Here is a 26,178-nt window from a genome sequence, read left to right as displayed (position 1 = left end):
ATTCAGGTGGATTCCGGGCCTGTTGCTTTCTGGTGTATGATTTGTGTTTTCCGTAGCTCTCCCATCGCATCGACAATCCCCGTAAACTGTCACGGATGTGATGCCTAGACGAAGACGTTTCCATGGCCAACCCGAATTTCAAACCGGTAAACAGCGACCCTGAGACCAGCCGAATCAAGGTTCCACCTCATTCCGTGGAGGCCGAACAGGCGGTGCTTGGTGGCCTGATGCTGGACAATCGCCGATTTGATGAGATCTCGGAGATCATTTCCGCTGGCGACTTTTACCGTCAGGATCACCGCCTCATTTTTGGTGCTGCCGAGCGACTGGCGGGCGAGAGCGAACCGCTCGATGTTGTCACACTGACTGAATTCCTGGAGCGTGCCGGTGATATCGAAGACGCGGGTGGGCTTTCCTATCTGGCAGAACTGGCCGAGAAAACCCCCGGTGCCGCCAATATCCGCGCTTATGCCGAGATTGTGCGGGAGCGCTCTATCCTGCGACAACTGGTGCAGGTGTCCGGGCAGATATCCGATTCGGCGTTTAACCCCCAGGGCCGGAACAGCAACGAGATCCTGGACGAAGCCGAGCGCAACGTCTTCCAGATCGCCGAATCGCGGGTCAAGGAAGGTTCCGGTCCCCAGGCCATCAACCCGATTCTCACCAAGGCCCTCAGTCGCATTGAGGAGCTGTTCGAGTCCGGCGAGACTACAACGGGTCTGACAACGGGCTTCAAGGACCTGGATGAGTGGACGTCGGGAATGCAGCCCTCGGATCTGTTGATCGTGGCGGGGCGACCGTCCATGGGTAAGACCACCTTTGCCATGAACATCGTCGAGAACGCCTTGATAAGCACCGGCGCGCCGATTCTGGTGTTCAGCATGGAAATGCCGGCGGATGCGCTGGTCATGCGTATGCTGTCGTCCCTGGGGCGAATTGATCAGAGCCGGATTCGTAGCGGTAAGCTTGAAGAGGACGATTGGCCCAGGCTGACGTCCGCGGTGAGTCTGCTGAAAGACAAACCGCTCTATATCGACGACACGCCTGGTCTGAGCCCAACCGAAATGCGTTCCCGGGCTCGCCGTATTGCCCGGGAGAACGAAGGCAAGCTTGGTCTGATCATGGTGGATTACCTCCAGTTGATGCGGGTGCCCGGTAACACCGAGGGCCGGACCGCTGAGATTTCCGAGATCTCCCGTTCCCTGAAAGGGATCGCCAAGGAGCTCAGTTGCCCGGTCGTGGCGCTTTCGCAGCTGAACCGGAGCCTGGAGCAGCGGCCGAACAAGCGCCCGGTAAACTCTGACTTGCGGGAATCCGGCGCCATCGAGCAGGACGCGGACGTGATCATGTTTGTCTATCGGGATGAGGTCTACAACGAAGACACCTCCGACAAGGGCATTGCCGAAATCATCATCGGTAAGCAACGTAACGGCCCCATTGGCACCGTGCGACTGGCCTTCATCGGCAAGTACACCAAGTTCGAGGATCTGGCCCACGGCGATTACGGAGGGGATTATTAATGCCACGGAAGACCGTTGCCCGTATTGATACCCGTGCCCTCCGCCACAACTATCGCCTCGCCTGCCGGCTGGCCAGCCCGGCCCGCGCAATGGCTGTTATCAAGGCCGATGGCTATGGCCATGGTATCCGTGAAGTCGCACGGGCCCTGGCGAGCGACGCACCCAAGTTTGCTGTTGCCTGTCTGGAAGAGGCCCTGGCGATCCGGGAGGCCGGTGTTGACCATCCTGTGGTGTTGTTGCAGGGCATGCACAGTGCCGAGGATGTCGCGACGTGTGTTCGCGAAGGTTTTGAAGTGGTGGTCCACAGTCGTTATCAGTTGGACTGGTTGGCGCAGGCTGGTGAGACGCCGACGGTCTGGGTGAAAGTGAATACCGGCATGAATCGGCTTGGTTTCGCGCCGGGCGTGTTGGCCGATGTTATGGCACGACTGGGTACCATTGCTGCGGCGGAGAAGGTGGCGGGTTTCGTAACGCACTTTGCCTGCGCGGACGATATCTCCAGCGATGGCACTGACCAGCAGACGCGGATATTCAGTGAAGCAGTGGTGGACTGGCCAAAACTTGAGAAAAGCGCGTCAAATTCTGCCGCCCACTTTCTCCCCGCCCAGCCGTCGTTTGACTGGACCCGCCCCGGCATCATGCTTTATGGCGCCTCCCCGACCTTGGGCAAGACCGGCCCAGAACTGGGTCTGGAAGCGGTGATGACACTGGAAGCCCCTTTGACCGCAGTGCGAACGCTAAAGCCGGGAGAGTCCGTGGGCTATGGCTACAACTGGACCGCGACTCAGGAAACACGAATGGGGATTGTGGCCATTGGCTATGGTGATGGCTATCCTCGCCATGCCGGTACGGGCACTCCGGCGTGGGTCGGCGGTAACCGCATACGCCTGATTGGCAGGGTGTCCATGGACATGCTGGCCGTGGACCTGACGGGCGCCCCTGACGCCTGTCCTGGCGACCCTGTGGAGCTCTGGGGGCGGCATGTCAGTGTGGATGAAGTGGCGCAACACGCCGGTACCATTGGCTACGAACTGCTAACGGGTATTACAGCCCGGGTGCCCAGGCTGTACGAGAATTCGGGAAACGCTGCAGCAGGGTAGGTGATCAGGAAGCGGGTTCCGGCTCGTGGATGATTTCCTCGATGAAGTCGAGAATCGCGGCCAGGCTGCGGTCGTCCAGTTTCTTCAGGACTTTGTGGACGACCATCTTGCTGCCTTTGAGCATGCTGCTGATGCCCATTCTGGCCATACCCATCAGCATGCTGCTGGCGTTGAGTCGGCGCAGGGGTTCCAGGAAAAAGAAATCCAGACCGTTGTCGGTCATCTCGGCAATCAGTTCGAACAGTTTGTCGATGGCTTCCTTATCCGCCTTTCCCCGCTCCCGCAGCTCATTGACGGTGTAAAGTGCGCGGGTCCGGAGCTCATCCGGTATGGGTGCAACGATATGGCTTTGTTGTTTCAGCATGTGTGATCCTGTTGTTGTATGCTCGTCAGGTCTGCTCAGTATTTCGACACGTATTCTATGGGGTGTGCTTCGCGTGCCATTGGCTCGAACGTTATCGGGTGTCCGTCATATCAGTGATATCCCGTGTATACGTTCCAACAGACTGTGGGAACGATTACAGTGTGTTTAAGGTGTACAAACAACTGCATACAGATTAAGCGGCAACGGTACTGTCACCCGTTGCGAAGAAAGACATTGGAGGCGGTGAGCGCTCGTGCACGTTCTTGTTGTTCATGATTATGGCCCATTAGGGCGGGTATTGCTGGAGCGTCTGAGGGACACCTCGCTCCACGTCAGCCCGCTGCTGATCAGCGAGCTTGAAACCGCGGACCTTTCGGCGCTGGAAGGCTGGATTCCCGACGACACCGACTTGATCGTGAATGCGCTTTGGCTGGCGGACCCTGAAAGTGCGGAGAGGAACCCCGAATTGGCCCACAAGGCGTCGTTTTCGTTGCCCGTGGCGCTGGCCGAGCACGCCTGTGAGCGCAATATCGCGTTGCTGCAGTTGTCGTCTTCCTATGTGTTCGACGGCCGAAAGCAGAGTGCCTACATTGCCTCCAATCCCGGTCAGCCCTGTAACGAGCTGGGTAACTGGCAGTGGGAATGCGAACAGGCGCTGAGAACGTTGTTGCCGCGGCATATCATTCTGAGGACGGGCTGGAGCCTGGGGCGCTTTGTCCGCAAGGTGCAGTCCGTTGCCGCAGGGTCCGACACCATCAAGTTACCCGGTAAATGCCGTGGCCAACCTGTGACTGTCAGTGATCTTGCCCGGGTGATTACCGCGATTGTGCAGCAGATAGACTGTGGTGCGGAGGTGTGGGGCACCTATCAGTATGCCGGTGCGGAAGATATCTCTCTCTATGAGCTGGGGCTTGCAATCACCGGTTTGAGGGGTATTCCCGATGGTATCCGGGTGGTGGATGAAACGCCCGCATGGGCAACCCTGGAGCCCGCGAACGCCACCATGATCTGCACCAAGATCCGCAACACCTTTGGCGTCAAGCAGCTCCCGTGGCGTTCGGGGTTGGCCGAGGAGCTGGAGCTACTGTCCCTGAACGGCGGCAAGGAACTCACGGACGAGCCCACAAGCTAGGCTCGTCAGGAAGTCAGGCTTTTCCGAATACCAGCGAGGCATTGGTGCCGCCGAACCCGAAGCTGTTGGACATCACTGTATTCAGTGGCGCCGCTTTGGAATCAGGCCCCACAACCGGCATTCCGGCAATGGTGTCATCCAGGTTTGTCAGGTTTTTAGTGCCCGCAATAAATCCGTTCTGCAGCATGATCAGGGAATAGATCGCTTCATGAACACCCGATGCGCCTAAAGAGTGGCCGGATAGCGACTTTGTGGACGAAATCTGCGGCACTTTATCACCGAAGACGTTCCGTACCGCCTTCATCTCCGCCACATCGCCCACCGGCGTGCTGGTGCCGTGTGCATTGATGTAATCCACCGGTGTCTCAACCGTGGACAGCGCCTGTTGCATGCAACGCATGGCGCCTTCGCCAGAGGGGGCGACCATGTCGTGTCCGTCGGACGTGGCGCCATAACCGGTCAGCTCGGCAATAATGGGGGCACCGCGCTTGAGGGCATGCTCAAGCTCTTCCATTACCACCATGCCGCCACCCCCTGCGATAACGAATCCATCACGGCCGGCGTCGAAGGGTCTGGATGCAGTTTCCGGGGCATCGTTATACTTGGTGGACAAGGCGCCCATGGCGTCGAACAGCATGGTCAGGCTCCAGTCCTCTTCCTCGCCACCGCCAGCGAATACAATGTCCTGCTTGCCAGACTGGATCTGCTCCGCGGCGTGGCCAATACAGTGGGCGCTGGTGGCGCAGGCGGATGACATGGAGTAGTTCACGCCGCGAATTTTGAACGCGGTGGCCAGACAGGCCGACACGGTACTGGTCATGATCCGTGGCACCATGTAGGGCCCGATGCGTTTGACACCTTTTTCACGCATGATGTCGACGGCCTCCACCTGGCTGGCGCTGGACGCGCCGCCGGAGCCGGCAATCAGGCCGGTACGGTCATTGGAGACCAGATCGTCTGTCAATCGTGAGGACGCAATGGCCTGCTCCATGGCGAGGTAGCTGTACATCGCCGACTGGCCCATGAAGCGTCGGGTTTTACGGTCGATGACCGACGTATCCACATCAACAGAACCTGCCACCTGGCTGCGGAAGCCCATGTCACGATAGGTTTCATTGAACCGGATGCCCGATTTGCCGGCCTTGAGGCTTTCCAGCACCGCATCCGTGGAGTTGCCGAGGCAGGAAACAATGCCCATTCCGGTAACTACAACCCGTCTCATACTTTCCTCCTTAGCGGGGCCTGCACCGCGAACCGGGCCGGTCCCCTCTGTCTCTGACTATAACCATCAGTCTAGGCGCTTTGGCGCTGCGGCGATATTTGACCTTGGTAAGGTGCAAGAAGAGGCCAGGCGAGCTGGCATAGCCGTTACGTACAAGGCGGCGATCATGGACGTTGGTAAGATGGCGTTTGTCAACAATAACCCGAGGGAGATTCACCGTGCGTTCACTGTCTCAATTTCTGCATGACTACGGCGACAGCCATCAGAACACCGTCAACCAGTGGGTCCATATTGCCTGCGTTCCGGCAATCCTGATATCAACACTGGGATTGTTCTGGCTGATACCGGTAGGCAGTTGGCTTGGCCTTTCTGGCTCTGGGGCCTATTGGGTCAACGGCGCCACGATTCTCGCGGGCTTGTCGGGTATCGTCTATCTGCGCTTGTCGCTTTGGGTGTTCGTATTGATGGCGGGCTGGTTTGTACTGTCTTTGTGGGCCATACAGAGTGTGCTGGCCAGTGGTCTGTCCCTGTTCTGGACCAGTCTTGTGGTCTGGATCGTTGCCTGGGCGGTCCAGGTGGTCGGCCATAAAATTGAAGGCAAGAAGCCGTCGTTCGTGGAAGACCTGGTGTTCCTGCTGATCGGGCCGATCTTCGTTAGCATTGAGTTTGCGGCGAAGCTGGGCATACCGGTACCTCATGCCCAGGGTGGCCATGACGGTGGGCGCCAGCCTCAGAGTCACTGAACCAAGGCTGCTTGAGGTATGCTTGCAGGGAAATGCAGAGTTGAGTGACACCATGCAGGCACCGCCCTTCAAAACGCCAACCAGCGGTCAGGGCCACAAGGGCACCTTGTTCTTGTGGCAGGATCACTGGCAGGTACTCGGACAGTTGATGCCCAACCGCTCCCACCGCCACATAAGCGCTTCCTTGCTGGTCGGGCTCGACCGTCCCTTTCGGCTGGCTGTGGACGGTGAATGGCGGGAAACCCGCGCCGCCATCGTAGCCCCTGACGTTCCCCAGGCACTGGAGCCTGGGGAGGCCAGAATCTGGAGCGTCCAGCTCGACCCCGACAGCGTTTGCTGGCGGTCCCTGAAATCCGTTACGGCAGGCATGGCCTCCACGGATCTTTCGTTGACCGGTGTGGGTCTGCCTGATCCCGGGGAGACAGACTGCGAGGCCATGGCCTGCGCGCTGGCAAGAGTGATCTCTCAGAGCGGGCACGCGCCCGTTGCGCTGGACGACCGTATAGCGGGCATTTGCAGGAAGCTGAGGGCAGAACTGCCGGAACGCCTGGAACTGAACTCTCTGGCTCAAAGTGTCGGGCTGTCTTCGTCACGGCTGACGCATCTGTTTCGCCAGGAAACGGGCGTGCCGCTGCGACGTTTTCTCCTGCACCTGAAGATCAACCGGGCATTGGCGTTCTGGGAGCCGGGTATATCCGTCTCCCGGTTGGCGACGGAGGCCGGATTCTACGATCAGCCCCATCTGGTTCGCACGGCACGTGATATGTTCGACGCACTGCCGTCCGCCTATGTGGCGGCGGGATGGTTCAACGTATGCCGTTGTGGTATCGATGATCAGGCTTTGTCGGATTTCTCGCGTTGACGTTCAGCCTCTTCCCGGGCTTCCTGCTCGACCATGGCGGGCGTCTCCAGCGAAATTCGCCCGAGCTTCCCGGAGCGGAATTCGTTGAGCAGTATTTCCGACACCTTGTGCAGGTCCGGAACCCCGCCTCTCCCCAGGAACCGTCGTTTTTCCGCGATGCCGTCCATCAGTGCCAGGCCGTCCCGGGGCCTTTCTTCAAACCCGTAGCGCGCCATTGCCAGTTCGGGATACGCGTCCAGCAGGTAATCCGCCTCGAATAACGCCACGTCCTCAAACTCAATCACCGCACTGCGAATGGCGCCACTAATAGCCAGGCGGTATCCGCAGGCTTCCGGAGACAGCTTGGGCCAGAGAAACCCCGGTGTGTCATAGAGCAGAACGTTGTCTGGCAGTTTGATGGCCTGCTGCGCCCGGGTCACTGCGGGCTCATTTCCGGTCTTGGCCGCCGGCCGGCCCGCCATAGTATTGATCAGCGTGGACTTCCCGACATTGGGGATGCCCAGGATCATCACCCGCAACGCCCGTTTCTGGCGATCATGATCCGGCGTCATTTCACCGGCCAGTCGCAGGATGTCGAGGGCTTCCGCGCGCTGGTTGTGGGTCATGGTGATGGCCCGAACGCCACGTTCCTTTTCCAACCAGCCGAGCCATTGTTCGGTAATGGCCGGGTCAGCCAAATCTCGCTTGTTAAGCACCTTGATGACGGGCGTATCGCCGCGCAGGGCAGGGACCAGCGGATTTTCACTGCTGAACGGCAGGCGCGCGTCCACGACCTCGATAATGAGATCCATCTGGGGCATTACCTTTTTGATTTCCTTGCGGGCCTTGTGCATGTGCCCTGGAAACCAGTTAATGGCCATGGTTGATACTCCTGAAGTGGCTGAACGGCGCCATTATGGACGGGAATGACTAAATTTTCACATTTCTCTCAACCCGCCCATGGTGGGAGCTGAGGCATGTGAGGGTGTGAAGTATGTACAAAAAGAAGGGGGTTCGGGGTGAAATACCCGGTTGTTTTGATTTAGGGTGTAGGGCTCGAAAACCCAAAGCGACTTAAATAATCGATTAGTGGAGATTTCTATGAAGCTCGTGAAACTGTTCGGAATTGCCCTGATTGCTATCGGGCTGTCTTCTCCGGCGATGGCGCAGCAATCTGGCGGGCAGCCGGACCAGGTTGATCAGCTGGCTCAGATGGTTGGCTTGAGTGAAGACCAGCAGAAAGAAATTCGCGGCATCATTGAAGAGATGCAGGCTGAGATTCAGGAGCTTCAGGGCGAAGCCCAGCAACTGCAGCAGCAGATCCAGGCTCAGATCAAGCCGGATTACGACGAAGACGCGATTCGTGACAACGCCGAGAAGCTGGGTGATGTAACTGGTGAGATGACGGCCATGTCTACCCTGATGCAGGCGAAGGTTGATGCGGTGTTCACCCAGGAGCAGCGTGACGAGTTGAACAAGCGCATGCAGCAAATGCAGCAGCAGATGCAACAGCAGCGTCAGATGCAGCAGGGTATGCAGTAAACATCTGTTTTCCGGGTTATTCCCCGGAGCCCGAAAAAAACCGCCTTTGCCTCTGGCTTGGGCGGTTTTTTTGTGACTGTAGCCTGCTGGTTGGGAGTCAGGTCGCGGCGGGAAGGGCCTACATCGGTGCGACAATCACCAAATTGTGAAGGCTAGGAGAGTGTTGCTCACAATTCAGCCCCGAACGGCTTAACCAGCACAATAAGCCGAGGCAACAACGTAAGCGCCCCCACCAGAGCCATAAACATGGCAAAGCCCGTAAACAACCCGAAGTAGATGGTCGGGATGAAATTCGACAGCACCAGGATCGAAAACCCGGTAATAATCGTCAGCGAGGTAAAGAACATCGCCTGCCCGATGCTGCGGTGGCAGCGGTGCATGGTGGCGAGGTAGTCGCCGTCTTTCTCAAATTCCGTCTTGAAACGGTGGATGTAGTGAATGGTATCGTCCACTGCGATCCCCACCGTGATGGCCGCCACCGTGATCGTCATCATATCCAGCGGAATGCCCAGCCAGCCCATCAGACCCAGCACCGAACCCGCCGCGATCAGGTTCGGGGCCATGCCGATCAGCGCCAGCTTTATCGACCGGAACAGGATCAGGAACATCACCATGATGGCTAGGAACACAATGCCGATGGTCTTGATCTGGGAATCGAACAGGCTTTGCAGCATGTTGTTGTACATCACCGTCATGCCCGTGAGCTTCACCTGATCGTCCTCAAAGCCCATTTCTTCAGTGAGGTGAGTGCGGATGCGGTCCAGCAACGCCTGCCGGCGCAGGTCGGGGGAGGTTTCCAGAATGCGGATGCTGAAGCGGGCCTGGTCGTGTTCTTCGCTGATGTAGGGGGTCAGAAGAATGTCCTTCAGACCGTCCGGCACCGCCGAGGGCACGAACGCCAGTTCCAGGGCATTCAGGGGCTCGCCACCGTTAACCTGGGCAAGGATGTCCAGGGTGGTGTCGATGGACATGACCTTGCCGGTCTCTGGCAGGCTGTCCAGGTAGTCGTGAACCTTACCCAGGCGGTCCATCTTCTGATAGGTGAACCAGGTATCCCGGTATTCCTCGGCACCCTCGCAGTCCTCCACAAACGGATCGCAGTCACTGGCAAAGGGATCGCCGCCGGCTTCGCTTTCAGGAGGCTTATCGTCCGTGATCACCACATCCAGTGGGGTGGTTCCCCCCAGGCGATTGTCGATGGTGATCATGCCCTGGTGGATTTCGGTGCTGGACTTGAAGTAGTCGATGAAGCTGTTTTCCACCGTCAGGCGGTTCAGGCCGATGACGCAGAGCACCGCGAGGATGGCGGAGCCGACCAGAACGGTTTTGCCGTAGTGCTCGGTAAACCGTGCAAACCAATCGGTAAAGGGAACCCGGTCCGAGCGAACCCGGTCGTCCACCGGCGGTGGCAGCAGTGCCAGCAGGGCCGGGAAGATGATAAACGTGATGAGGAAGGCCACGGTCAGGCCGATGGTCATCATCCAGCCAAAATCGATCACCGGGCGGATACCGCTGAAGGTAAGCGAGCCGAAAGCAACAATGGTGGTGATGGCCATGTAGAAGCAGGGTTTGATCATCGCCAGCAGGGTGCGCCGCAGCGTATCCCGTGATTCGGCTTCAGGGTCGTCGTGCTGGAACTCCCGATAGCGAACGATCAGGTGGATGGTCAGCGAGAGGGTCATGATCAGCAGCAACGACACGAAATTGGAGGAGATCACCGTGACTGGCCATTGCGCCCAGCTCAGGTAGCCGATCACCAGCCACACCGTAAAGCTGCAGCACAACAGCGGCACCAGCACCCAGCGCCACTGGCGGAAAATGATTGTCAGGGTCAACAGCAGGAAGATCAGCACACCAACACCGAAGGTGGACAGGTCGTTCTGGATGAAACGGATCATGTCGGCAACGATCATGGGTACGCCGCCCAGGTAGATCTCGGCGCGGTCACGGTAGCTGTCGAGGATGCCCCTGACCCGTTTGATGGTGCGGTCCCTTTCCTCGCCCTGGGCCTCGGTGAACTCGATGAATGCCTGGCTGACGGTTTCCAGTCTTTGCTGTTCTTCTGCCGAGGCTTGGCCGCTCTGCACTTTATCCCGCAGCTCGTTGCGCTCCCGGAGCAGTTCAAAATAGCGCTCGGGAGTGGGCAGATTCACCTGTATCGCAGTGGTGCGCGCGTCTTCACTGATCAGCAGGTTGGGGTAGAGCGGATTGTTGAGCAGCGCTTTTTTGGCGGTGTCCGGAGTAACGTCGTCCTCGTCAATGGTCTGGATTTCTGAGTCGACGGTGTCCAGGGTCAGGTCCGGGCTGTGGAGCAGGGGGACGTTGAGGATGCTGTTGGTGGAGCTGACATTCTCCAGGGCTGCGAGCTCATCTCGCAATGACGCCAGTAAAGCCAGACCCTCGTTGCTGAACAATTCCTGGTCGGGCGTATAGGTAACAACGAGAAAATCGTCGGAGGTGGTGAAGCGGCGATTCACTTCCCGGTATTGCTCCAGAGAGCGATCATCCTCAAGAACCAGGGACTCGGCGGACGCATCCAGCCGGAACTGGTCCAGCCGCAGGCTGGCGATCAACAGCAGGGCGCCAAACAGCAGAAGTACCAGAACAGGACGGGGGAAAATCAGCCGGTCATAGAAAGATCGAAGCCAGGACATCGTAAGAATTACCCTACACAGTGAAAGCGAGTGCAGAGTGTGCCACAAACTGTCCGTCGACGGTGCCCCTGTTTGAGGCCTATTCCAGGGAATTGATCAGTGGTTCAGTCTACCGCTTTGACCGGAATCTGCTGTGCGTTGGAGGAAGCAGGTACGTCTGGCACCGCAAGGCCCAGGTTATTCTTTTCGAACACACGATCGGCACGGTAGCTGGAGCGCACCATGGGGCCTGACGGCACTTCCATGAAACCTTTTTCCAGGCCAATCTCGCGGTAGCGATTGAAGTCGTCCGGGGTTACGTACTGTTCTACCGGCAGGTGGTTCTGAGTGGGGCGCAGATACTGGCCCAGGGTCAGTATGTCGACGCCGATAGCCCGCAGGTCGTCCATGGTTTCGAGGATTTCCTCTTCGGTTTCACCGAGGCCCAGCATCAGGCTGGTCTTGGTGAGCACGTCCGGACGGTATTGCTTGGCGTGCGCCAGTACGCTGAGGGTTTTCTCGTAGCCGGCGCGGGGGTCCCGCACGCGGGTGGTCAGGCGCTTCACGGTTTCCACGTTCTGTGCGAAAACGTCCAGGCCGGAGTCCACGACCTTCTCAACGTGCGCCATGACGGCGTCAAAGTCCGGTGTCAGGGCTTCCACTGCGACATGGGGAGTGCGCTGCTTGATGGCGGACACGCAGGCTGCGTAGTGAGCGGCGCCGCCGTCGTCCAGATCGTCCCGGTCTACGGAGGTTAGTACGATATAGCGCAGGCCCATGAGTTCAACGGACTTCGCGGTATTTTCCGGTTCCTCGTGGTCCAGCCAGCCTTTGGGGTTGCCGGTATCAACGGCGCAGAAGCGGCAGGCGCGGGTGCACACGGAGCCCATCACCATAATGGTGGCGGTACCGTTGGCCCAGCATTCGCCGATGTTCGGGCAATGGGATTCCTGGCAGACCGTGCTCAGCCGGTGTTCGCTGACGTTCTTGCGCACCGCTTCATAGCGCTCGCCACCGGGCATGCGTGCACGCAGCCAGGACGGTTTACGCTGGGTTTTGGTGTCGATGATGCCCGAGCCCGAGCGCTTGATGCCATCCTTGATCGCTGAGAATCCATGTTCGTTGCGGAACTTTGAACCACTGGTGACGCGTGATTTGGCACTGTCGCTCATTACTGGGGGACTCTCTTCTCGGCGGCGGATAAAAGGCTTGGCTGACCCTAAAGGGTAATCTGCGCCGGCGGAGGATACAAGGCAGGTACGGACAATCACGGGGGTTCCGGGCACGACTTTCGTCGTACCCGGCAATCACATCAGGCGGTTGCTTTGTCCAGCGCCTGGCTGATATCGGCAATGATGTCATCCACGTGTTCGATGCCAATGGACAGGCGCACCAGATCCTCACTGACACCCGCACTTGCCAGTTCCTCCGGATTGAGCTGCCGGTGTGTCGTTGTGGCGGGGTGACAGGCCAGGGATTTGGCATCACCAATGTTGACCAGGCGGTAGATCAGTTGCAGGGCATCGATGAATTTTGCGCCATTCTCAAGCCCGCCGGTGATGCCGAAACTGAGAATGCCTGACGCACGGCCGCCGCAGATTTTGTCGCAGGTGGCTTTGTAGGGGCTGTCGTCCAGGGTGGCATAGTTTACCCATTCCACCGACGGATGGTTTTTCAGGAAATTGGCTACTTTTTCGGCGTTTTCACAGTGTCTTTCCATGCGCAGGCCGAGTGTTTCAAGGCCCTGCATGATCAAAAAGGCATTGAACGGAGCCAGAGCGGCGCCGGTATTGCGCAGGGGAACCACGCGGCAGCGCCCGATGAAAGCCGCGGCGCCAAGGGCTTCGGTATAGACCACGCCGTGGTAGGACGGGTCCGGCTCGTTGAGCATGGGAAACTTCGCCTTGTTGGCGGCCCAGTCGAACTTCCCGGAGTCGACCACCACACCCGCTACGGTGGTGCCGTGGCCGCCGATGTATTTGGTCAGCGAGTGCACCACGATGTCTGCACCGTGTTCGAAGGGCCGGCACAGGAAAGGCGTTGCCACGGTGTTGTCGACGATCAGCGGGATGCCGTGTTTGTGGGCAATGTCCGCCCAGCGCTGGATATCCACCACGTTGCCGGCCGGGTTGCCAATGGATTCGCAGAACAGGGCGCGGGTATTGTCATCAATGGCTTTCTCCACCGCGTCAAAATCATCGTGTCGTACCATGCGGCAGTTGATGCCCTGGTTCGGCAGCGAGTGGGCGAACAGATTGTAGGTGCCGCCATAGAGCTGGCCGGTGCTGACAATGTTATTCCCCACTTTGCAGATGGTCTGGAGCGAGTAAAGGATGGCCGCCATGCCCGAGGCTACTGCGAGCGCACCCACACCACCTTCAAGCTGCGCCATACGTTCCTCCAGTACGGCGTTGGTGGGGTTCATGATGCGCGTGTAGATGTTGCCCTGTACCTTCAGGTCAAACAGGTCCGCACCGTGTTGGGTGTCGTCGAACGTGTAGGAGGTGGTCTGGTAGATGGGCGTGGTCGCGGCGTTGGTTGTCGGATCGCCGTTGAAGCCAGCGTGAAGGGCGAGAGTTTCCGGTTTCATGGTTGAGCATCCCTTTTATCAAGCGTTGTTGTTGAGGTCGAACATCCCGATTGAGTATGCCACAGGCACAGGAACGTGAGCATTGTTTCATGTTGACCCTCATCGGCTTGTGACTTCCGTGTTTCCGCGCTAGGTTCGAGCAGATATGACAGCCACAAACCTGCAAATAACAACAGGCATCATCCGCCAGACAACAACGCCCCTCCTTGGCTCGAAGACGAGGGCTGCTTTGGCCGTCCTGCTTTCCCTGTTTCTGATCGCTTGCAGTGATGATTATCTGGAAGATGATGGTGGGCGGGCCCCAGCCGGCGCTGATGTAAACGCTCCGAAAAGCCGTCTGCTGGAACATCCGGAAACCGGTGAGAGACTGGCCGAAAGGCAGGTGCTTGTTCGTGGCAATGCCAGTGAACCTGCTTCCCTGGACCCCCAGCTGGTCCAGGACAGCGTGGGTGGCGCCATCGTGGTTGACCTGTTCGAAGGGTTGACCCGCAGCGGCCCCAGAGGGGATACCGAACCGGCGATGGCGACGTCCTGGGCCTCATCGAACAATAACCTGACCTGGACATTCCAGCTCCGTGAAGACGGCCGCTGGAGCGATGGCAGTCGCGTTACCGCCCAGGATTTCGTGTATGGGTGGCGCCGGGCGGTCGACCCGGAGGTAGGCTCAAACTATGCGTATTACATCGAGTCTGCCGGGGTGGCCAATGCCGGCGAGATCATCGCAGGGGAAAAGGCACCGGATACGCTGGGTGTGCGCGCTGTCGACGACTTCACCTTCGAGGTGACCCTGGACGAGCCGATCACCTACCTGCCGGATATGACCGTCCACTACACGATGTTTCCTGCCCCCCGCCAGGCCATCGAGGCCCACGGCGAGGACTGGACCAGGCCTGGCAAGATGGTTTCCAACGGAGCCTATACGTTGAACGCCTGGCATATCGGCGAGAAGCTGGTGGCGGCTCGCAATCCCCGCTACTGGGGGGATGACAGCACCATCATCGACCGGGTGGTTTACCTGCCGATCGAATCTTCGTCCGCCGAGCTTCAGCGCTACGCCAGTGGCGAGCTGCACATGACCTCCACGGTGCCGGTGTCCCAGATGGCCCGGTTGAAAAAAGAGCGGCCCAAAGAGTTGGTGATGGTACCCAGCATGGCCACGTACATGTATGCCTTCAACGTCAACAGGCCGCCCTTTGACGACGTAAGAGTACGTCGGGCGCTGACCTACGCCATTGACCGCAATATCATCGTCAGCTACATCACCCGGGGCAACCAGATGCCGGCATTCACACTGACACCGCCCTACGTCAGCGGTTTCGACTTCCGGCAGCCGGAGTACGCTACCTGGTCCCAGACCCGCCGCGACGAAGAGGCGCGCGAAGCCCTTGAGGAAGCCGGCTACAATGAAGACAACCCACTGGAATTCGAACTGCTCTACAACACAGACGAAAGCCATAAGGCGCTGGCCATCGTGGTCAGCCAGATGTGGAAAGAGAAGTTGGGGGCAAAGGTCACCATCAGCAATCTGGAGTGGAAAACCTTCCTCTCCGAGAAGCAGGCTGGCAACTATGGTATCGCCCGGTTTGGCTGGAAGGGGGATTACAACGAAGCCTCCACCTTCCTGACCCTGCTAACCAGCGACAGTGGTAATAACGACGGCGGCTGGAGCAATGAAACATACGACCAGTTGCTGCTGGATGCCCGTTCCAGCGACGATCCCAATCCCTATTATGTCAGGGCCGAGGAAATCCTGTGGCAGGCGTTTCCGGTGGTGCCGGTGTACTTCAACACCACGGTGGCGCTGGTGAGCCCGTCCCTGAAGGGCTATCCGGAGAAGAATCCCCGTAACATTGTTTACAGCAAGGATATGTACATCACTGCGGACTGAGGGAAGCCATGTTCAGTTTTATCATCAGGCGTCTGGCGGTAGCGGTACCAACCATTCTGGCGTTGATCACTGTCTCGTTCGTGCTGATGCACGCGGCACCTGGCGGCCCGTTTACCAACGAGCGTAATGTGCCGGAAGCGGTGATGGAAAACATCGAGGCCAAATACAACCTGGATAAGCCCCTGTGGCAGCAGTACCTCATCTACGTGGGCAACGTCGCCCAGGGCGACCTGGGGCCCTCGTTCCGTTATAAGGATTTCACGGTCAATGAGCTGATCGAATCCAGCTTTCCCCGGTCCGCCTACATCGGTGCCTGGTCCTTCCTGTTCGTGGTTGTGTTCGGGGTGGGGTTGGGGGTGGTTGCGGCCCTGAAACAGAACCGTTGGCCGGACTATACGGTGATGACCGCCGCCATGACCGGGGTGGTGTTCCCCAATTTCGTGATGGCGCCGTTGCTGGTGCTGCTGTTTGCCGTCACGTTGCGCTGGTTGCCTGCCGGCGGCTGGGAAGGCGGTCAGGTGGAATACATCGTGCTGCCCATCATCGCCATGGCGACGTCCTACATTGCGCAGGTGGCGCGGATTACCCGCAGCAGCATGATAGAGACCCTGCGCAGTCCGTTCATCCGCACCGCCCGGGCCAAGGGCATTCCCCGCCACAAGATCGTATTGCGCCATGCCCTCAAGCCCGCGTTGATTCCGGTGGTGTCGTACCTTGGGCCGGCTTTCGTGGGCATCATCACCGGTTCGGTGATCATTGATCAGGTATTTTCCACGGGCGGTATTGGCCAGCACTTCGTCAACGGTGCCATCAACCGGGACTACTCACTGATTCTCGGGGTCACCATTCTGGTGGGCGTACTGACCATCGTCTTTAACGCGGCGGTGGATATTCTCTATACCTGGCTGGACCCGAGGGTGCGTTACTGATGTTTTTCTCCGACAAACATGCGGGCATGGGCGAACTGGCGGACACCCTTGCGGAAGACGCCTACACCGAAGGCCGCAGCCTGTGGCGTGACGCGCGACGGCGTTTTATGAACCACCGTGCGGCGGTGGCTAGCCTGGTCGTGCTGGCACTGTTGCTGTTGTTCGCGGCCTTCGGCCAGTACCTGTCACCCTGGGATAACGAGTCCATCGACTGGGCCAGTTTGCCAAACCTGGATGAAGATGGCTTGCCCAGCCTGGCGAGCCAGCACTATTTCGGTCTTGATCCCATCGGCCGGGACCTCTACCAACGCACTGTGCAGGGCAGCCGTATTTCCCTCATGGTCGGCGTTCTCGGAGCGCTGACGGCGGTGGTCATCGGCACGCTTTATGGGGCCATTTCCGGTTACGTGGGTGGCCGTACCGACGCCATCATGATGCGGACGCTCGAAGTGCTCAGCGCCTTTCCCTTCATGTTCCTGGTGATCGTTCTGATGGCGGTGTTCGGGCGCAATGTACTGCTCATTTTCGTAGCCATCGGCGCGGTGAGCTGGCTGAATATGGCCCGGATTGTGCGGGGCCAGACTCTGAGCCTGAAGCGCAAGGAGTACATTGAGGCCGCCATGTCCGTCGGTGTGCATCCCTTCCTGATCGTGCTCCGCCACATCGTGCCCAATGTGCTGGGCGTGGTGATTGTTTATGCAACCCTGCTGGTGCCGGAGATGATCCTGTTCGAATCCTTTATCTCGTTCCTGGGGCTTGGGGTGTCGGAACCCTACACCTCATGGGGTGCGCTGATTTCCGAAGGCGCGGATGCCATGTGGACCGCGCCATGGACCCTGATTTTCCCGATGCTGATGCTGGTGCTCACCCTGTTCTGTTTCAATTTTCTCGGCGACGGGCTGCGGGATGCCCTTGACCCTAAAGACCGCTGAGCCGGCAGGAACTCGATCTATGGCAATGCTGGAAGTCAATAATCTCGAAGTGGCCTTCGATACACCGGATGGCACCTTGCAGGCAGTGAGGGGGCTCAGCTACCAGTTGGAGGCTGGGCAGACTCTGGGCATCGTGGGTGAGTCCGGCGCGGGTAAAAGCCAGGGGGTATTTGCGCTGATGGGCCTGCTCCCGGACAACGCCCGGGTCAATGGCGAGGTGATCTTTGAAGGCGAGCCACTGCTTAACTTGCCGGAAAAGCGGATGAATCAGATCCGTGCGGCCCGCATCGGCATGATTTTCCAGGACCCGATGACGTCCCTGAACCCGTTCATGAAAGTCAGCGACCAGCTCATCGAAGTGCTGGTGCAACACAAAGGCATCAGCCGCAAACAGGCTCTTCAGGAATCCCTGCAGATGCTGGAAGCGGTTCGTATCCCCGAGGCCCGCAACCGAATTCATTGTTACCCCCATGAATTCTCCGGGGGCATGCGTCAACGGGTCATGATCGCCATGTCCCTGTTGTGCCGGCCGCGCCTGCTGATTGCGGACGAACCCACGACTGCCCTGGATGTTACGGTACAGGCTCAGGTGATGGATCTGTTGCAGGAGCTGCAACAGGAATTCAATACCGCGATTATCCTGATCACCCACGACCTGGGCGTAGTGGCCGGCAGCTGCGACCAGACATTGGTGATGTACGGCGGCCAGATGATGGAGTTTGCTGCCACCCGGGACCTGTTCCGGGATCCCTCCCATCCCTATACCAAAGGCCTGATGGGCGCCATTCCGCGTATTGATGAGCAGATGGATGAACTGGTCACCATCCCCGGCAACCCGCCCAACCTGATGAACCTGCCGCCGGGCTGTCCATTCTGCGACCGTTGCCCCGTGGCGGAGCCGCGCTGCTATCACGAACTCGACCCACCGGAGCGATTCGGGGCAGAGCGGATTCGTGTATGCAACCTGCCAAGGGAGGCGATTCGATGAGCGAACAACAGCGCCTGCTGACGGTGGAAAACCTGCGGGTTACCTTCGACATCATGCCTCGCAACGCCTGGCCCTGGACTCGGCCGCAGCCACTAAAAGCGGTGAACAACGTCAGCTTCACCCTCAACGAGGGCGAAACCCTCGGCATCGTGGGAGAGTCCGGCTGCGGCAAGTCCACCCTGGCAAGGGCCATCATGGGCATGGTGCCCAGCCAGGCGGGAAAGGTGGGGTGGTTGGGCGAGGACCTGCGGGGGCTCAACCTGAAACAACTGCGCAAGCGTCGCCAACGCCTGCAGATGGTGTTCCAGGATCCGCTTGCCTCTCTGTCGCCACGAATGACCGTCGGCGACATCATTGCTGAGCCCCTGCGTACCCACTACCCGGATATCAAGGGCGCCGAGCTAAGGGAGAAAGTGGATGCCATCATGGATCGCGTTGGCCTGCACCCTCACCAGAAAAACCGCTACCCCCATGAATTTTCAGGCGGCCAGTGCCAGCGGGTGGGCATCGCCCGGGCGTTGATTCTGGAGCCGAAACTGATCATCTGTGACGAACCGGTGTCTGCGCTGGATGTCTCCGTACAGGCCCAAGTCATCAACCTGTTGAAAAGCTTGCAGCGGGACATGGGGCTTTCACTGATCTTCATCGCTCACGACCTGAGCGTGGTCAAACACATCAGCGACCGGGTGATGGTGCTGTACCTGGGCAATGTGGCCGAAAACGCCTCCCGTGCTGAACTGTTCGCCAACCCCCGGCATCCTTACACTCAGGCCCTGATGGCCGCGGTGCCGATTCCTGACCCGGAGAGGGCGCGGGCCAAGCCTCCGGCCGAACTGGAGGGCGACCTGCCGTCCCCGATGAATCCCCCTAGCGGCTGTGTGTTCCGCACGCGATGCCCGCTGGCCACTGAGTATTGTGGTAGAGAGATACCCGTTCTGGAGGATAAGACCGGGGCAGGGCATTGGGTGGCGTGTCACTACGTGGAGCGGGATGAAGAATTGAACTAAGCTTGTGGAGTGAATGGATCTCCGTGTTGACGAGTCACTCTTATGGACAGGAAGTCTGCGCGCTATCAGCCCCTACTGATCGCTCTCCTCGCGATCACGATGCCCTTGAACCTTTTGTGTGCACAGGAACCAGTGCGCGTCGGGATTGTTGCTGGAATAGAGCGGGAAATAACGGTCACGGAGGGAGCGCTGGAGGGGCGCTTTTCCGCGTTCTACCGATGCGTGTTCGAGCGGGTCCCCGGGGAATTTCAGTTCGTTGAAATGCCTTTGGCGCAACTGCTCTACCAGCTGAGAATGGGCGGTGTTGCGGTGGGTTTTCCCCTGGTTCAAACCTCTGAACGGGACCGCTACGCGGACTTTGGTGGGGGACTCTTCCAGACCGAGTACGTCTACCTGTTTCTGGAAGAAATGCCTCCCCTCGGCCAAACCGCTGGCCTCACCTATGCCTTTGTCAGGAGGTTCGTCGGGGATAAGCTGATCCAGGGCGAAAACGCAAAGATTCTACACGTATCCGAATGGCGCCAGGCAGTCTACCTGCTCAAGCTGGGCCGGGCAGATGTTGTGGTCATTCCCTGGGTGCTCGTGGACACGTTTATGGCCGATTATGAGGGCGATTACTTTGTGCGACGGGCAGCCTGGGTAGATCTGTCCCTTTATGTTTCCCATGAGCACGGGAATGGCCGGTTGACGGAAGAGCTGCGCCAGGCCATTCGATGGTGCCGGTATCGAAACGATCTCAACTGAGACTGGCGTCGTTGTCAGGAAACACCGTGTCGTAGCACCAGGTGAAAACGAACGCATACACCAGATAAAAGACCACGAAGGCGATGTCGACGATCAGTGCCTCAACCAGCCCAATGCCCATCCACCAGGCGATGACCGGAAGGAAGGTTATCATCAGGCCCAGTTCAAAGCTGAGCGCATGAAATAACCGCATCTTCAGTGACTTACGAGTAGAGCCGGTAAGCCGTTTCAGGCCGTGATCGAACATGAGATTGAAGAGGTAGTTCCAGCCGGTTGCCATGGTTGCACCTATGGCAGCCAGGACGCTGGTTTTGTCGAGCTCGAAGCCAAACACAAATGCGGCTAATGGGATGGCGATAAGCAGGCCGATGATCTCGAACGAGACGGCCTGACGGATTCTGTCTTTAGTGGTTCTCATGGAAATTCAGGAACAATGGAGGCGGGTCGTCCCGCGTTCAATTCCCGGGAAGGGCGGGGGCGTCCCCGAAACGAAAAAAGGTCACGACGTGAGTCGCGACCTTTTAAATTCTGGTAGCAAGGGGCGGAGTCGAACCGCCGACCCCGGCATTATGAGTGCCGTGCTCTAACCAACTGAGCTACCTTGCCAAATTCGTTCTGGATGAGCTCCAAACGAGGCGCGTATTTTCTGGATTTTACCCGGTACTGTCAACCCTCTTTTAGGTTTTGTGTGCTCGGATATCTTGGATTGCGATGGTTGCCTCTTGTTCGGGAACCAAAAAAACATATAATGATAATTATTATCATTATATGTCCGCTCGTATCAGCGTGCCATTCCGGCCATTTAACCACTTTCGTTGTTTTATCCATGACCATTCCCGCACTTGCGCCGCTGTTTGTTGGTGACTTTGAGTACTACCGGACGATCCTGGTGTTGCCCGACGATACGCGCCCCGCTACACCGGCGCGGGACCTGGTTACGGAGGATGGCTTGTCGTGGTTGCTGGAGTGTTATCGTCGTACCCAACCCGGTGACGATGACCGCGCACTGCTTTCCCAATGGTCGCGTACCTATTTTGCAAAGCTCGTTATTCCGACCATAACGGCCAACCTCGTGTTGGATCGGGAATTGCCGGTCGGGCTCGACACACTTGAGATTATTATGGGTTGCGATGGTCTTCCTGAGGCTTTTCGTATTCCCGATGAAGGTCGCCCCTTTGAGCGGGTGCCAGCGAGCCCGTTTGAGCGTTTTGGAGAGCTCCTGGAGGAGAATTTCGAGCCATTAGTCGTGGGGTGGAGTCGCCAGGTTAAACTGTCTGGCAAGGTGCTCTGGAATAATGCTGCGAATTACATTGAATGGCTGGTAGGGGCGTTGAAACAAATGGGTGTGCCGTCGGCCTGCCTGGAAGATGGAAGGCGGCTTATAGAATCCGAGTACCGCCCAGACGGAAAGCGAAACCCGATGTACCGTCCCGTGCGGTATATTCCCCGTAACGTGGGCCCCTCTCCGTTACGGCAGCGTCGACAATGCTGTATACGGTACCGCTTGCCAGGGTTGGAGCTGTGTGAGAATTGCCCCCATATTGATCGGCCACCCAAAGGGGCAAAGCTGCCTGAAAGTCTTGCTTATAGCGTCTGACGCTACGCGCCGGAAGCAGAATGTCCGTAGGCCGGAACCACTATCAGGCTGACAAGCCGATGCTCTTCCCGGATAAACCATGCGTCCAGTTCAGTGTGCGATGTCCATTCCTGTGACAGTGTTTTGAGCAGGCGCAATCGGGCGCTGCCGTCGGGGTGCCAGGACAGAACTTCTGCGTGTTCAAAGTAGAATCGCTGTTGAACAAGGGGGTAGAGTGCTTTGAAGAGCGTTTCCTTGAGGCAGAATGCCAGGGTAATAAAAAAACCCGCCTGACTGGTTAGCTCGGCGCTGAATCGTTCCTGCTCAGAAGGCGTCAATATTTGCCGGCAAAGCGGCAGGGCGCGTTCATCGGGCATGATGACTTCCGCGTCCAGGCCAACTCCGGCGTAATCCTGTTGCTGGCCGATAACCGCCGCAGCCCAACCCCGGGTGTGGGTGATCGAGCCCACGCAGCCAGTTGGCCATACCGGCGCCCGGTCATCGCCGAGGGCTGGCACCACCGGTTGCCCCGTGGCGCGCAACAAGCCTTCGCGGGCGCAGAAACGGCCAGCCAGGTATTCCGCCTGGCGTTTGGCAACAGCCCTTTCCACCGACGGTGGTGGGACGATGTCACTGATCGTGAAGTCGTCCGGTTTGAGGTTATCGGGGTCAAAGTCCAGGCTGATCAGCTCAAGCCCCGGCAACGATTGCGGCCAGGGCCACCGGTCATCCGGGGTACTGCAGCATGCGGGCACGAGGCTCACCGTCAGAACGCTCCTGCGCGGTCAGACATTGAACCGAAAGTGGACAACGTCGCCGTCCTGGACGATGTATTCCTTGCCCTCAAGGCGCCACTTGCCGGCTTCCTTGGCTCCGGCCTCACCGTTGTACTTGACGAAGTCATCGTAGCTCACCACTTCGGCGCGGATGAAGCCGCGTTCGAAGTCGGTATGGATCACGCCTGCCGCCTGTGGTGCGGTAGCGCCCACTTTTACCGTCCAGGCGCGGACTTCCTTCACCCCTGCGGTAAAGTAGGTCTGAAGGTTCAGCAGGCCGTAGCCGCCGCGAATGACCCGGTCCAGGCCAGGCTCGTCCATGCCCATTTCTTCCAGGAACATGGATTTTTCGTCGTCTTCCAGTTCGGAGATTTCGGCTTCTATCTTGTTGCAGATAGGCACCACAACTGCGTTCTCGGATTCCGCAATCTTTTTCACGGTGTCCAGGTGAGGGTTATTCTCGAACCCGTCTTCGCTGACGTTGGCGATGTACATGGTTGGCTTTACGGTGAGCAGGCAGAGTTCGCGGATCAGTGCCATCTTCTCTTTGTCGAGATTCATGCTGCGAACCGGTTTGCCTTCGTTCAGCACGGGAAGCAGGGTGTCGAAGACTTCAAGCTGAGCTTTGGCCTCTTTGTCGCCGCTCTTTGCGACTCGCTGAACCCGTTTGATGGCTTTCTCGACGGTTTCCAGATCAGCCAGGGCCAGTTCTGTGTTGATGATTTCGATATCCGACGCCGGGTCAATCTTGTTGGCGACGTGAATGACGTTGTCGTCCTCGAAGCAACGCACCACATGGGCAATGGCGTCGGTCTGACGGATGTTGGCCAGGAACTGGTTGCCCAGGCCTTCGCCTTTCGAGGCACCTTCTACCAGGCCGGCGATATCCACGAACTCCATCGTGGTTGCCACCACCTTTTCCGGCTTTACGATGTCAGCGAGCTTGTTGAGGCGGGGGTCGGGCATGGCCACGACGCCGGCGTTAGGCTCAATGGTGCAGAAGGGGAAGTTTTCCGCGCCAATACCGGATTTGGTCAGTGCGTTGAACAGGGTGGATTTGCCGACGTTGGGAAGGCCGACGATGCCGCAGTTAAATCCCATGGAATGCCTCTGCTGGTGCTGGAAAATTTGGGCGGATTATACCGGTTTGAAGCTGTGCAAGCGATTCATCGCAGCGGGAAGTTTGCCGCTGGCAGCGTCCGGCAGTACGCGAATGATTTCGTCGATCAGGGCGTTGAGTTCTTCGGTTTCCCGTTTGCCCAGGCGGCCGAGAACATAGCCTGTGACCTGGCGGCTGTCGCCGGGGTGGCCGATGCCGATGCGCAGGCGCTGGAAGTCGTTGGTGCCGAGGTGAGCAATGGTGTCCCGCAGGCCGTTGTGTCCGCCATGGCCGCCGCCTTTTTTTAGCTTGGCGGTACCCGGTGGCAGATCGAGCTCGTCGTGGGCAACCAGAATCTGTTGGGGCTGAATCTTGAAGAAGTCCGCCAGTGCCTTGATGGAGAGGCCACTGCGGTTCATATACGTGGAAGGGTTCAGCAGGTGCAGGTCGAGACCCTGAAGCTGAATTCGGGCGTAGAGCCCGTGGTATTTCTTTTCGGGGCGGAGCGACTGGCCCGTTTCACGGGCCAGTGCTTCCACGAACAGGGCACCGGCGTTGTGGCGGGTATTCGCATAGTCGGGGCCGGGGTTACCCAGTCCCACCACCATGAGGATATCCTGTGCCATCTGCCGTTGCCCTCATTCGTACAGGAGCGATTACTCCTTGTCTTCGCCTTCTTCACCCGCTTCGCCGTCTTCGCCTTCGTCAGTATCTTCTGTCTTGGCAGCGCGCGGCTTGTGGATTGCAACGACGGGCAGGTCGTGGTCTTCACCCTGCAGCAGAGCCGCAATACGAACGCCTTTCGGCAGTTTGAGGTCGCTCAGGTGAACAACCTGGTCCATCTCCACGGCAGTCATGTCGACTTCGAGGAACTCAGGCAGGTTCTGCGGCAGACAGATCACTTCTACTTCGTTGATCTGGTGGTTGGCAACGCCGCCCTGGAGCTTGATGGCCGGTGCAGTTTCTTCGTTCAGGAAGTGCAGCGGTACGTTAACGTGGATTTCGTGATCCTTGTCAACGCGCAGGAAGTCAGCGTGGGTCAGCAGCGGCTTGTACGGGTGACGCTGCAGATCCTTCAGGATCACGCTTTCTTTCTTGCCTTCCAGTTCGATGGTCAGAATGTGTGAGAAGAAGGCTTCGTTTTCCAGAGCTTTTTTCAGCTCGTTGTGCCAGATGGAAATCGAAACGGCTTCTTTCTTCCCGCCATAAATGATGGCCGGAATTTTACGCTCCTCACGACGCAGGCGGCGGCTCGCACCTCTCCCCTGATCGCCACGAGGAAATGCTTCGATAAGAAATTCCTGAGACATGGTTATAACCTCAATTTTCACCAGAGCGGCCCGCGACCAGGTCCTGAACCGGTGATATTTTCGATATGCCGGCTGTTTTCCGGCGGACTAAACAGACCGGGAGCCCACTGGGCTCCCGGTCTGGATTCTTTTCACTAAATCAGGTGGTTAGCTGATCAGGCGTTCTCAAACATCGCGCTGATGGACTCTTCGTTGCTGACGCGACGAATGGATTCCGCAAGCAGCCCAGCCATAGTGAGGATGCGGATCTTATCACAATTACGCGCTTTGTCACCCAGTGGGATGGTGTCGCAGACAACCAGTTCGTCCAATTCGGAGGCGTTGAGGTTGTCAACAGCCGGGCCTGAAAGGACGGGGTGGGTGATGTAGGCGACCACGCTGGCGGCACCATGCTCCTTAAGAGCGTTGGCGGCTTTGCAAAGCGTGCCGGCGGTGTCGATGATGTCGTCCACCAGGATACAGGTCTTGTCCTTTACATCACCGATGATGTGCATGACCTGCGACACGTTGGCCTTGGGACGGCGCTTGTCGATGATGGCGAGGTCGGCATCGTCCAGTCGCTTGGCAACGGCGCGGGCACGAACAACGCCGCCAACGTCAGGAGATACCACTACGAAGTTCTCAAAGCGCTGCTTCTCGATATCCTCAAGCATGACCGGGGTGGCGTAGATATTGTCCACCGGAATGTCGAAGAAGCCCTGGATCTGGTCGGCGTGGAGGTCAACGGTCAGGACCCTGTCAACGCCGATGCTGGAAATCATATCTGCAACCACTTTGGCACTAATGGCAACACGGGTGGAGCGAACACGGCGATCCTGGCGGGCATAGCCATAGTAGGGGATAACCGCGGTAACCCGGGTGGCAGATGCACGGCGCAGTGCGTCGGCCATCACGATCAGTTCCATCAGGTTATCGTTGGTGGGGTTGCAGGTGGGCTGAATGATGAAGACATCATGCCCGCGAACATTTTCGTTGATTTCAACGGTGGTTTCACCATCGCTGAAGGTTCCAACGGTGGCCTGGCCCATGGGAATGTGAAGTTTCTGGGCGATGGCCTTGGCAAGCTCCGGGTTGGCGTTGCCAGTAAAAATCATCAGTTTGGACACGACGGCATCCTTCTCGGTATCGGCGTTTGATTCAGAAGAAGCGGGAGAAAGGTGGCTGGGGTGGCAGGATTCGAACCTGCGCATGACGGGATCAAAACCCGTTGCCTTACCACTTGGCGACACCCCAGTATCGTGC

The 26,178-nt window shown here is 58.3% G+C and carries 25 protein-coding genes and 2 tRNA genes; 13 read left to right on the top strand and 14 right to left on the bottom strand.

Features of this window, described 5'->3' with window-relative positions; translation table 11 throughout:
• Positions 1–122: 122 nt before the first annotated feature.
• Both dnaB and alr read left to right on the top strand, forming a co-directional pair.
• Positions 123–1,520: a replicative DNA helicase gene (gene dnaB / locus R1T46_RS20060; protein ID WP_199448260.1), complete on the top strand. Its 1,398-nt coding sequence runs from the start codon at positions 123–125 to the stop codon at positions 1,518–1,520.
• Complete coding sequence (gene alr / locus R1T46_RS20055; RefSeq protein ID WP_317306769.1) at positions 1,520–2,620, top strand: alanine racemase; 1,101 nt, start codon at positions 1,520–1,522, stop codon at positions 2,618–2,620. Before dnaB ends, alr begins: the two co-directional genes overlap by 1 nt.
• A gap of 4 nt (positions 2,621–2,624) precedes the next feature.
• On the opposite strand, the gene R1T46_RS20050 is transcribed toward alr, so the two are convergent.
• Entirely contained in the window at positions 2,625–2,984 is a 360-nt protein-coding gene (locus R1T46_RS20050; RefSeq protein WP_041333451.1) for a hypothetical protein, read from the bottom strand.
• A 253-nt stretch (positions 2,985–3,237) separates the two neighbouring features.
• Here R1T46_RS20050 and R1T46_RS20045 point away from each other — a divergent pair, with 253 nt between their 5' ends.
• Positions 3,238–4,116 carry a sugar nucleotide-binding protein gene (locus R1T46_RS20045; protein WP_041333454.1) on the top strand — a complete coding sequence of 293 codons (879 nt, stop codon included), beginning with the start codon at positions 3,238–3,240 and terminating at the stop codon, positions 4,114–4,116.
• A gap of 13 nt (positions 4,117–4,129) precedes the next feature.
• Here R1T46_RS20045 and fabB read toward each other — a convergent pair whose 3' ends face one another.
• The gene (gene fabB, locus R1T46_RS20040) at positions 4,130–5,338 is read right to left on the bottom strand and encodes a beta-ketoacyl-ACP synthase I (protein ID WP_075194951.1); all 1,209 of its coding nucleotides are present in this window, start codon (positions 5,336–5,338) and stop codon (positions 4,130–4,132) included.
• A gap of 218 nt (positions 5,339–5,556) precedes the next feature.
• Here fabB and R1T46_RS20035 point away from each other — a divergent pair, with 218 nt between their 5' ends.
• Together R1T46_RS20035 and R1T46_RS20030 are read left to right on the top strand one after the other, a co-directional pair.
• The gene (locus R1T46_RS20035; protein WP_278366784.1) at positions 5,557–6,081 is read left to right on the top strand and encodes a DUF962 domain-containing protein; all 525 of its coding nucleotides are present in this window, start codon (positions 5,557–5,559) and stop codon (positions 6,079–6,081) included.
• A 40-nt stretch (positions 6,082–6,121) separates the two neighbouring features.
• Entirely contained in the window at positions 6,122–6,943 is an 822-nt protein-coding gene (locus tag R1T46_RS20030) for a helix-turn-helix transcriptional regulator (protein ID WP_278366785.1), read from the top strand.
• On the opposite strand, the gene ylqF is transcribed toward R1T46_RS20030, so the two are convergent.
• A complete protein-coding gene (gene ylqF, locus R1T46_RS20025) occupies positions 6,916–7,803 on the bottom strand; it encodes a ribosome biogenesis GTPase YlqF (RefSeq protein WP_041333456.1) in 888 nt (295 codons plus the stop codon). The genes R1T46_RS20030 and ylqF overlap by 28 nt on opposite strands.
• Positions 7,804–8,023: 220 nt before the next feature.
• Here ylqF and R1T46_RS20020 point away from each other — a divergent pair, with 220 nt between their 5' ends.
• Positions 8,024–8,464, top strand: coding sequence for a Spy/CpxP family protein refolding chaperone (locus R1T46_RS20020; protein WP_036203929.1), 441 nt, complete (start codon positions 8,024–8,026; stop codon positions 8,462–8,464).
• Between the two features lie 167 nt (positions 8,465–8,631).
• Here the strand turns inward: R1T46_RS20020 and R1T46_RS20015 are convergent, their stop codons facing one another.
• From R1T46_RS20015 to R1T46_RS20005, 3 genes are all read right to left on the bottom strand, one after another.
• Positions 8,632–11,118: an efflux RND transporter permease subunit gene (locus R1T46_RS20015; RefSeq protein WP_317306766.1), complete on the bottom strand. Its 2,487-nt coding sequence runs from the start codon at positions 11,116–11,118 to the stop codon at positions 8,632–8,634.
• A gap of 104 nt (positions 11,119–11,222) precedes the next feature.
• Entirely contained in the window at positions 11,223–12,269 is a 1,047-nt protein-coding gene (gene lipA, locus R1T46_RS20010; RefSeq protein ID WP_317306765.1) for a lipoyl synthase, read from the bottom strand.
• Positions 12,270–12,409: 140 nt separating this feature from the next.
• A complete protein-coding gene (locus tag R1T46_RS20005) occupies positions 12,410–13,687 on the bottom strand; it encodes an O-acetylhomoserine aminocarboxypropyltransferase/cysteine synthase family protein (protein ID WP_085681528.1) in 1,278 nt (425 codons plus the stop codon).
• Positions 13,688–13,832: 145 nt separating this feature from the next.
• Between R1T46_RS20005 and R1T46_RS20000 the strand changes: the two genes are divergently transcribed.
• The 6 genes from R1T46_RS20000 to R1T46_RS19975 are packed head-to-tail and all read left to right on the top strand — an operon-like array spanning position 13,833 to position 20,175.
• Positions 13,833–15,575: a peptide ABC transporter substrate-binding protein gene (locus tag R1T46_RS20000; RefSeq protein ID WP_317306764.1), complete on the top strand. Its 1,743-nt coding sequence runs from the start codon at positions 13,833–13,835 to the stop codon at positions 15,573–15,575.
• A gap of 8 nt (positions 15,576–15,583) precedes the next feature.
• Positions 15,584–16,504 (top strand): oligopeptide ABC transporter permease OppB, encoded by a 921-nt coding sequence (oppB, locus tag R1T46_RS19995; protein ID WP_036203943.1) that lies wholly within the window; start codon positions 15,584–15,586, stop codon positions 16,502–16,504.
• Positions 16,504–17,436: an oligopeptide ABC transporter permease OppC gene (oppC, locus tag R1T46_RS19990; protein ID WP_087148987.1), complete on the top strand. Its 933-nt coding sequence runs from the start codon at positions 16,504–16,506 to the stop codon at positions 17,434–17,436. The genes oppB and oppC overlap by 1 nt, the downstream gene beginning before the upstream one ends.
• 19 nt (positions 17,437–17,455) lie before the next feature.
• Positions 17,456–18,424: an oligopeptide/dipeptide ABC transporter ATP-binding protein gene (locus R1T46_RS19985; protein WP_036203948.1), complete on the top strand. Its 969-nt coding sequence runs from the start codon at positions 17,456–17,458 to the stop codon at positions 18,422–18,424.
• The gene (locus tag R1T46_RS19980; protein WP_317306762.1) at positions 18,421–19,431 is read left to right on the top strand and encodes an oligopeptide/dipeptide ABC transporter ATP-binding protein; all 1,011 of its coding nucleotides are present in this window, start codon (positions 18,421–18,423) and stop codon (positions 19,429–19,431) included. The genes R1T46_RS19985 and R1T46_RS19980 overlap by 4 nt, the downstream gene beginning before the upstream one ends.
• Positions 19,432–19,473: 42 nt before the next feature.
• A complete protein-coding gene (locus R1T46_RS19975) occupies positions 19,474–20,175 on the top strand; it encodes a transporter substrate-binding domain-containing protein (protein ID WP_317306761.1) in 702 nt (233 codons plus the stop codon).
• Here R1T46_RS19975 and R1T46_RS19970 read toward each other — a convergent pair.
• Both R1T46_RS19970 and R1T46_RS19965 read right to left on the bottom strand, forming a co-directional pair.
• Positions 20,168–20,593, bottom strand: a complete 426-nt coding sequence (locus R1T46_RS19970; protein ID WP_317306760.1) for a PACE efflux transporter — start codon at positions 20,591–20,593, stop codon at positions 20,168–20,170. The genes R1T46_RS19975 and R1T46_RS19970 overlap by 8 nt on opposite strands.
• A gap of 111 nt (positions 20,594–20,704) precedes the next feature.
• A tRNA-Met gene (locus tag R1T46_RS19965) sits at positions 20,705–20,781 on the bottom strand.
• A 220-nt stretch (positions 20,782–21,001) separates the two neighbouring features.
• Here R1T46_RS19965 and fhuF point away from each other — a divergent pair.
• Positions 21,002–21,772, top strand: a complete 771-nt coding sequence (gene fhuF, locus R1T46_RS19960; RefSeq protein WP_317306759.1) for a siderophore-iron reductase FhuF — start codon at positions 21,002–21,004, stop codon at positions 21,770–21,772.
• A gap of 2 nt (positions 21,773–21,774) precedes the next feature.
• Here fhuF and R1T46_RS19955 read toward each other — a convergent pair whose 3' ends face one another.
• From R1T46_RS19955 to R1T46_RS19930, 6 genes are all read right to left on the bottom strand, one after another.
• Entirely contained in the window at positions 21,775–22,515 is a 741-nt protein-coding gene (locus R1T46_RS19955; protein ID WP_286810580.1) for a 4'-phosphopantetheinyl transferase, read from the bottom strand.
• A 21-nt stretch (positions 22,516–22,536) separates the two neighbouring features.
• Positions 22,537–23,628 (bottom strand): redox-regulated ATPase YchF, encoded by a 1,092-nt coding sequence (gene ychF, locus R1T46_RS19950; protein ID WP_075196009.1) that lies wholly within the window; start codon positions 23,626–23,628, stop codon positions 22,537–22,539.
• Between the two features lie 36 nt (positions 23,629–23,664).
• Positions 23,665–24,252: an aminoacyl-tRNA hydrolase gene (pth, locus tag R1T46_RS19945; protein WP_041333474.1), complete on the bottom strand. Its 588-nt coding sequence runs from the start codon at positions 24,250–24,252 to the stop codon at positions 23,665–23,667.
• Positions 24,253–24,282: 30 nt separating this feature from the next.
• Positions 24,283–24,936 (bottom strand): 50S ribosomal protein L25/general stress protein Ctc, encoded by a 654-nt coding sequence (locus R1T46_RS19940; protein ID WP_036205694.1) that lies wholly within the window; start codon positions 24,934–24,936, stop codon positions 24,283–24,285.
• 155 nt (positions 24,937–25,091) lie between these two features.
• Complete coding sequence (locus R1T46_RS19935; RefSeq protein ID WP_036205696.1) at positions 25,092–26,042, bottom strand: ribose-phosphate diphosphokinase; 951 nt, start codon at positions 26,040–26,042, stop codon at positions 25,092–25,094.
• A 52-nt stretch (positions 26,043–26,094) separates the two neighbouring features.
• Positions 26,095–26,169, bottom strand: a tRNA-Gln gene (locus tag R1T46_RS19930).
• Between the last annotated feature and the right edge of the window lie 9 nt (positions 26,170–26,178).

This window comes from Marinobacter salarius (assembly GCF_032922745.1).
GTDB lineage: Bacteria > Pseudomonadota > Gammaproteobacteria > Pseudomonadales > Oleiphilaceae > Marinobacter.
Note: the sequence above shows the minus strand (reverse complement) of the source record. Positions and strands in the feature narration are given on the sequence as shown.